The organism is Halobacillus sp. BBL2006 (assembly GCF_000786645.1).
Lineage (GTDB): Bacteria > Bacillota > Bacilli > Bacillales > Halobacillaceae > Halobacillus.
In genome coordinates this window covers 1-6,866 of the sequence record NZ_JRNX01000331.1, presented here as the reverse complement: position 1 = coordinate 6,866, position 6,866 = coordinate 1, and the positions used below count along the sequence as shown (strand labels likewise).

Below are 6,866 nucleotides of genomic sequence, written 5' to 3'. Positions count from 1 at the left end.
TCAAGCGCCTCCGCTTCTTCGTCATTGAGCGGGAGCAGGGGCAGACGGACACCGCCAACCTCCACGCCACGAGCGTTCAAGGCCGCTTTTACCGGGGAAGGACTTGGAGCAGAGAAGATCGCTTTCATTACAGGGACAAGCTTCTGGTGCATGCGTGCGGCAAAGGCCCCGTCACCGGTCCGGTAGCTTCGAATCATTTGCTGCATTTCGTTTCCGATGACATGAGCAGACACAGAAACGATCCCCGTTCCGCCAATCGAAACAAATGGCAGGGTATTCGTATCTTCGCCGCTATAAACAGAGAAATTATCTGGGGTCTGACTGATAATCTCAGTTGCGGCATCCAGGTCGCCGCTTGCTTCTTTAACGGAAACAATATTTTTGATTTGAGAAAGACGAATGACTGTGTCTGGTTCCATATTGACGACACTGCGTCCAGGAATATTGTAGAGCATAACGGGCATGTTTGTGGATTTTGCAATCGTACGGAAGTGCTGATACATTCCTTCTTGTGACGGCTTGTTGTAATACGGAGTGACGAGCATCGCGGCATCCACGCCGGCTGCTTCTGCTTGCTGCGTCAATTGGATAGAAGCGTTTGTGTTGTTGGATCCGGTTCCTGCAATGACAGGGACTCTCTTGTCGACAACCTCGACGACAAATTTGAATAGGCTTACTTTTTCCTCTGTCGTTAAGGTAGGGGATTCTCCTGTTGTACCTGCAATCACTAAAGCGTCCGAACCGTTGGCGATCAAGTAGTTGACTAGCGTTTCCGTTGCATCAAAATCAATGTTTCCTTGTTCGTCGAATGGGGTCACCATTGCTGTTAATACTTGGCCGAAATTCATTTACCTCACACACCTTTTGAGAAATTTTTTAGTATCTTTCGAGGTCGTGAGGGCCTTACGGCAGCAGAAAAACAAAAAGGCAACAACGAGAGCCTCGTTGTTGCCGTAGAAACTTTTTTAACCGTTCCTGCGTAAGATAGCCCTCCATATAGTCTCCTATATGACAGTCCTGCACCTCTTAAGCAACAGAACCAACGTCCGGAATATGAGATTCCTTCCGCTTCGGCAAAATCCCCTTTCCCCATGTGTCGTCGGATCTCATTCTCCTCAACATGCGTACTCATGTATTTGCACCTCTATCCTTACTTCAAATTTTCTTTGAAATAAGAAAAATATTTAGTTAAATGAATTGTAGCAAAAATTCTGAATCACTACAAGAGGGAAGTTTAAAAGGGTTTTTGAAAGGGAGTAGAATTTTTAGTATTCTGCTAATGAACTTAAGTGCAGGATTGTTGAAGGCTTGAATTCGAGATACGGGTCCGTTGCCGTGAAAAAAGCCTGTGGGTGGTTGGAAACGACTCCCTTTCCTGCGGGGGAACTGGCAAGCCTCCTCAGTCGTTTCACTCCCTGTGGGGTCTCGCCGTTTTCCAGTCACCCCATCTATCATTGAGGTTCACGGACCCGTCTACATGGGAGAAGTTAATCGTCTTTATGCATCCATATGGTTTAAACAGTTCTGCCTGTTTAACGAAGCGGCATAGAAAGTCCATTGTTATCTTAGCAAGAAGATGATGGTGTGTTTCCGTTCTCCAAACAATCGCAAGGAGGTCCGGGGAATTTCGAGACTCCTGTGGGAACAAAGTTCAGGGTGAGATCCCGCAAGGCAAAGCCTGAGGAAGCTCACCGAACTCCCACGGAAAGTGTTCGAATGCGGAGACGCCCTGGTAGACACGATTCGCATAAGCAGGAAATCAAAAGGAATGTGCCTTTTCATTCCGTCGATTCCCTGCTTATGACGCAAGTGTCTGGGCGATGGAGCTGGGCGAGGGATTTCCAGGACCTCCTTTTCTTTTCAAGGCAACGGAAACATTACATAAAGTTGAAACTGGGTCTTCAAGATAAGGGAGCTTTCATGGATCAAGGGTATTTAAACGATCGTTTATTTAAACCATCCTTTTTCTTTAAAACGCGAAATTGCTTCAATCCGGTTACTGACTTCGAGCTTCTCCAAAATGACAGACACATAGTTTCGGACTGTCCCTGGAGTAATATAAAGCTCTTCTGAGATGCCTTTCGTATCTTTACCGTCTGCCATCAGCTGGATGACCTGACGCTCTCTTTCGGTCAAAGGATTTTGCTGGGTGAAGGCCAAGTCGACAAGCTCAGGAGAAAAGATGCGCTGCCCCGTCATGATCTTGCGAATCGCATTCGCCAGATCCTCACTAGGACTGTCCTTCAGCAGATAACCGCTGACGCCAGCTTTTCGAGCACGATCGAAGTAACCGGGGCGGGCGAATGTCGTCAAGATGATGATTTTACAAGCCTCATTACTCAATTCTTCAGCGGCATCCAGTCCATCTTTGACGGGCATTTCAATGTCCATGATACAAACATCTGGCTTCCATTCACGTACTAATTTACAAGCTTCTTCACCATTATTGGCCTGACCGACAACTTCCATATCCTCTTCTAAATCGAGCAGTGCTCCAAGGGCTCCCAGCAACATTCGCTGATCTTCAGCGATGACGATTCGAATCATGCGGGTCCTTCCTCCTTCGTATTTTGAATGACATTCGGTACGTGAAGAATGAGCGTCGTGCCCTGGTCGGACTGGATATCCAGACTTCCGTTGACGAACTCAAGACGCTCGCGCATTCCTTTCAATCCATAACTTTGCATTGGCTCGATATAGTCGGGAATGCCTTTTCCGTCATCCTCTACAGTCACGGTAATCTCTGTCGGCGACTGCGATATCGCTACTTTACAAGACGTGGCTTCGCTATGCTTTACAACATTTGTGACAGCTTCCTTCAGGCACATGCTCAGAACGTTTTCGATGAGAAGAGGAGCGTTCTCGATTTTCGTCTCCCCTTTGAATTCAAAGGTCATTTCGGCTGCTTCTAAAATCTGTCTTACCCGGACGAGCTCGTCTTCAAGCTTCGTTCCGCGCATGTTAGAGACCATTTCTCTCACTTCTTTGAGAGCCGTCCTGGCAGTCTGACGGATGTCATGGATTTCCGCAACAGCCTTCTCCGGCTTCACATGGATCAGCTTGCCGGCAAGGTCACTTTTCAATCCGATCATGGATAATTTTTGACCAAGGGTGTCGTGTAAATCACGGGCGATTCGTTCTCGTTCTTCAATGACCATCAATTGAGAAATCCGCTCATTCGCATCCTCCAGCTCACCTTCCAGTTTTTGCTGCTGTGTACGGTAACGGACCGTGAAAGGCAGCAGGATGATTCCGATCACCGTAATGAAAATAAACGGAAGGTGGGAAAACATCGCATCGATCCTCGTCATGAACGTCATCGTAATCGCTATAATTGTTGTCGTTAAATTCACAATGTATAAAGATAGAAAACCACCGAGATGCCTTATATTTCCGATGAAAAACGCTAGAAAAAGTGAGAAATAGATATACCCGTACTGATACGTCATGACTAGACTTATGGCCATTTCAATACTCACCCATAGATAAACAAGCCGGCTGTTTGAAATAAATGATAAGCGGTAGGACAAGAAAAATATTAAGATCATCAATATTCCGAACAGAATCTCAAGAATCGAAGACGAACGGAAAATAAAGAAAAAGGGCAGGATGCAAAAAATGATCCATATATACATACTGAGCCCTGTATTTCTCGGAATGATTTGATACCAGTTTTGCATAAGGTCCACCTCCTTGCTCAAGAGTCATTTGTTAGTAGGTCAAGCATATATGAAAAGAGGGGTCTCTGTCACGATGCTTTGTCCGTGTTTAAAAAAGAGCCTATTCATAGGGAATAGGCTCTTCAAGTCAGTTATTTACTTTTCCTGAAGGCTAGGGCGTTTGTTGTCTAGCATAGCCATTCGCTGTTTTCTTAATAGAGGCTTCACTTCTTTAAAAGAGGTGAACGTTTTATTTTTTGTATCATAGAGACGGAATCGAATGGATTCCAGGCTCGATTTCAATGTGATCGTCGTGACGTGTTGTAATGGTGGTGTTTCCTCATGAGCTTTTTCCAGGTTATAGTTCGGTACACGCGGGCTCAAATGGTGCACATGGTGAAATCCGATGTTTCCGGAAACCCACTGCAGGAATTTCGGAAGTTTATAATAAGAGCTTCCATCAACCGCTGCTTTTACAAAATCCCATTTTGATTCATCTTCGAAATAAGAATCCTCGAACTGGTGCTGGACATAGAATAACCAGATGCCGAGCACACCTGATACATACAAAATCGGCAGTTGTATAAGCAAGAATGCCTGCCAGCCGATGGCCCACACAAGCAAAGAATAAATGGCCACTATAGCCAAGTTGGTTACATAAGTGTTCATGCGTTCTTTACGCTTTGCGCCTTTTCGGTTGAAGCGGTTGGAAACGAGAAACAAGTAAATTGGTCCTAATCCGAACATGACGATCGGGTTACGGTAAATCCGATAGGCTAGTCGTGTTTTGAGAGGAGCTTCTAAGTACTCCTCGACGGTCATCACCCAAATATCGCCTGTCCCTCTTTTATCGAGGTTTCCGCTTGTGGCGTGGTGGATCGAGTGACTTCTTTTCCATTTATCGAATGGAAACAAGGTGATAATTCCTGTGATTGTTCCAATAATCCGGTTTGCTTTTTGGCTTTTCATAAAGGATTGGTGTGTACAATCATGGAAAATGATGAATAGACGGATGACGAATCCACCAGCGATCATCGCAACGGGGATGGTCAACCAGACGGATACGGAATAGCTTACATAAGCCAGATACCAGAGTAAAAGAAATGGTACAAACGTATTTAAAAGTTGGCGTACGCCTGCGGAATTATCAGGTTTGGCAAAGCTCGCTACATTTTTTTTCAATTCTTTTTGTTTATCTTTATTCATAAGACGACTCCTTCTGTGAGGTTCATTATTTATCCATCATAGGCGATACCGTTATCTTTTATAAGACATAAACGTCAGGGAGTACCCATGACACTTATCATATATTTTCTGGATAGCTCTGGAATTTATCCATAAAAAAGAAGCTCCTGGGACGCACTCAGGAGCTTCTTAACGCATCAAAGGGATTCTTTGATAATTTTTTTCGAGTAAAGGACGGACAACAGACCGAAAATCGAGTACAGCGCAGTGTACAAGCCCATGACAATCAGCATTGGTGTCCAAATTTCGGTTCCGAATAAGAACCATCCCGATTTGACGGCAAAATAACTGTGCGCAAGACCGATCGCTAATGGGATACCAAAGTTATATACTTGCTTCCCTTGGATGCCCCGGAGCAAATCACGCTTCGTAAACCCGAGCTTTCTAAGGATGGTGTAGTTCGGCTGTTCGTCTTCGCTTTCATCCATTTGCTTGAAGTATAGGATGCACCCTGACGTGATGAGGAACGTTAATCCGAGGAATCCTACGATGAACATGACTGTCCCCATGTTCATTTTCTGGTCCAAGGCGGATTGGTATTGAGACTCATTCCCTGCCATTTCATCTAAGTTTAACTCATGATAGATCTCATTAGCCGTTTTGACTTGATTTTGGCTATCGAGTTCAACTCCAATATGAACAGGTGGAAAACCTTCTTGAATAACTGGGTCTTTATCCTGCTGAAGCGATGCGAACAACGCTTCGTCAACAATGGCAATGGGTAAGCCGCCGCGTGTGAAGTAACCGGAAATAACGAACTTATCTTGTAACCCCTGATAATCGAGCGGGTACGATTTTTCTTTGCTGTTCAATGTTATTTCTCCGTCATTTTTCAATGAAATGAACTTTTGCATCAAATCACTGTAACCAGTGAAAATCGTTGCTCCTTTTTTTACTTCAATTCCGTCGACGGCCGTCTCGCTAATGACAGGGACGGTTGTATCCGAAGGAGTGAAGTTCATTCCTTCCATGTCAGAAGACATAATATTTTCGACATTCACGTTCGCTTGAATCACTGGTACCCGTACCTCGTGAAAATCGATATTCGCCTTATCCAACGCTCCTTCAAACTGATCGGCATCTTCCTTGCTTGCGAACGAAAAGTCTTGAGGCGAATACGTTGCTGCCTGTTTCTCAGCAGAATAGTAAGCGATATAGCTTAACGATAAGAGACCGATCGCTAAGGCAGATACCGTGGTAATAACCGTGAGCAAAAAGGCGTTGGATTTCATTCTGAACATAATGGAGGAGAGGGAAAGCACCTCATTGATATTCAAGTAGCCGTCTTTCTTTTTCCTGACCAAATTCGAAATAAAACGGACAGATCCTTTATACAATAAATACGTCCCGATAATGACGGAAGCAAGGATGAAAATCATCGCTGCAAACAGACGATTGATTGTTTTTAAATCACCCTCAAACAAAATGGTCGATACGTAATAGCCGCTTGCAATCAGGGAAATGCCAAGTACACCCATGATCATTTCCCATATTGACAGCTTCTTCACTTTTCCTTCGGCTTTCGAAGTTACCTGGAAGAGAGCTAAAATCGTCTGTCTCTTGATGAAAATGTAATTCATCAACATGATCAGAAGGTAAATGCCACCGAAGACGAGCAGGGTCTGGAAGAGAGCTTCGCTTGAAAAGTACAAGCTTGCGACAGCGTCGTTTAACCCGGTGATTTTGAAAAAGATCAGCAGGATCAGTTTCGAAATCGAGAAGCCGACGAACATCCCGATCACTAACGAGCCGAAGTAAATCAGCAAATTTTCTACACTTAGTATTCGGAAGATACGGCTTTTTGTCATCCCGATCAGTTGGAATAAGCCGATTTCCTGACTGCGTCGCTTAATAAATAAGTTGTTCGCATACAAAAGGAAGATCGAAACGATCGCGACAAGAAGGATCGAAGCGGCGCGGACGGCGGCCGTTCCTCTCACTCCCCCCTGTGCTTCTGCCATA

General features: G+C 44.8%; 5 protein-coding genes and 1 riboswitch. All 5 genes read right to left on the bottom strand.

Translation table 11 applies throughout. From position 1 onward, the window contains the following. Window positions 1-848: 4-hydroxy-tetrahydrodipicolinate synthase (gene dapA, locus LD39_RS10510; protein WP_035546043.1), on the bottom strand; the 848-nt coding region annotated here is incomplete at its 3' end. 129 nt (window positions 849-977) lie between these two features. Beyond that, a riboswitch (Lysine riboswitch) is annotated at window positions 978-1,155 on the bottom strand. 792 nt (window positions 1,156-1,947) lie between these two features. Next, window positions 1,948-2,547 (bottom strand): response regulator transcription factor, encoded by a 600-nt coding sequence (locus LD39_RS10505; protein WP_035546041.1) that lies wholly within the window; start codon window positions 2,545-2,547, stop codon window positions 1,948-1,950. After that, window positions 2,544-3,680 (bottom strand): sensor histidine kinase, encoded by a 1,137-nt coding sequence (locus LD39_RS10500; protein WP_035546039.1) that lies wholly within the window; start codon window positions 3,678-3,680, stop codon window positions 2,544-2,546. The genes LD39_RS10505 and LD39_RS10500 overlap by 4 nt, the downstream gene beginning before the upstream one ends. A gap of 135 nt (window positions 3,681-3,815) precedes the next feature. Beyond that, the gene (locus LD39_RS10495; RefSeq protein ID WP_035546037.1) at window positions 3,816-4,865 is read right to left on the bottom strand and encodes a fatty acid desaturase; all 1,050 of its coding nucleotides are present in this window, start codon (window positions 4,863-4,865) and stop codon (window positions 3,816-3,818) included. 176 nt (window positions 4,866-5,041) lie between these two features. Beyond that, a partial coding sequence (locus tag LD39_RS10490) for an ABC transporter permease (protein WP_035546035.1) occupies window positions 5,042-6,866 on the bottom strand: 1,825 nt, incomplete at its 5' end.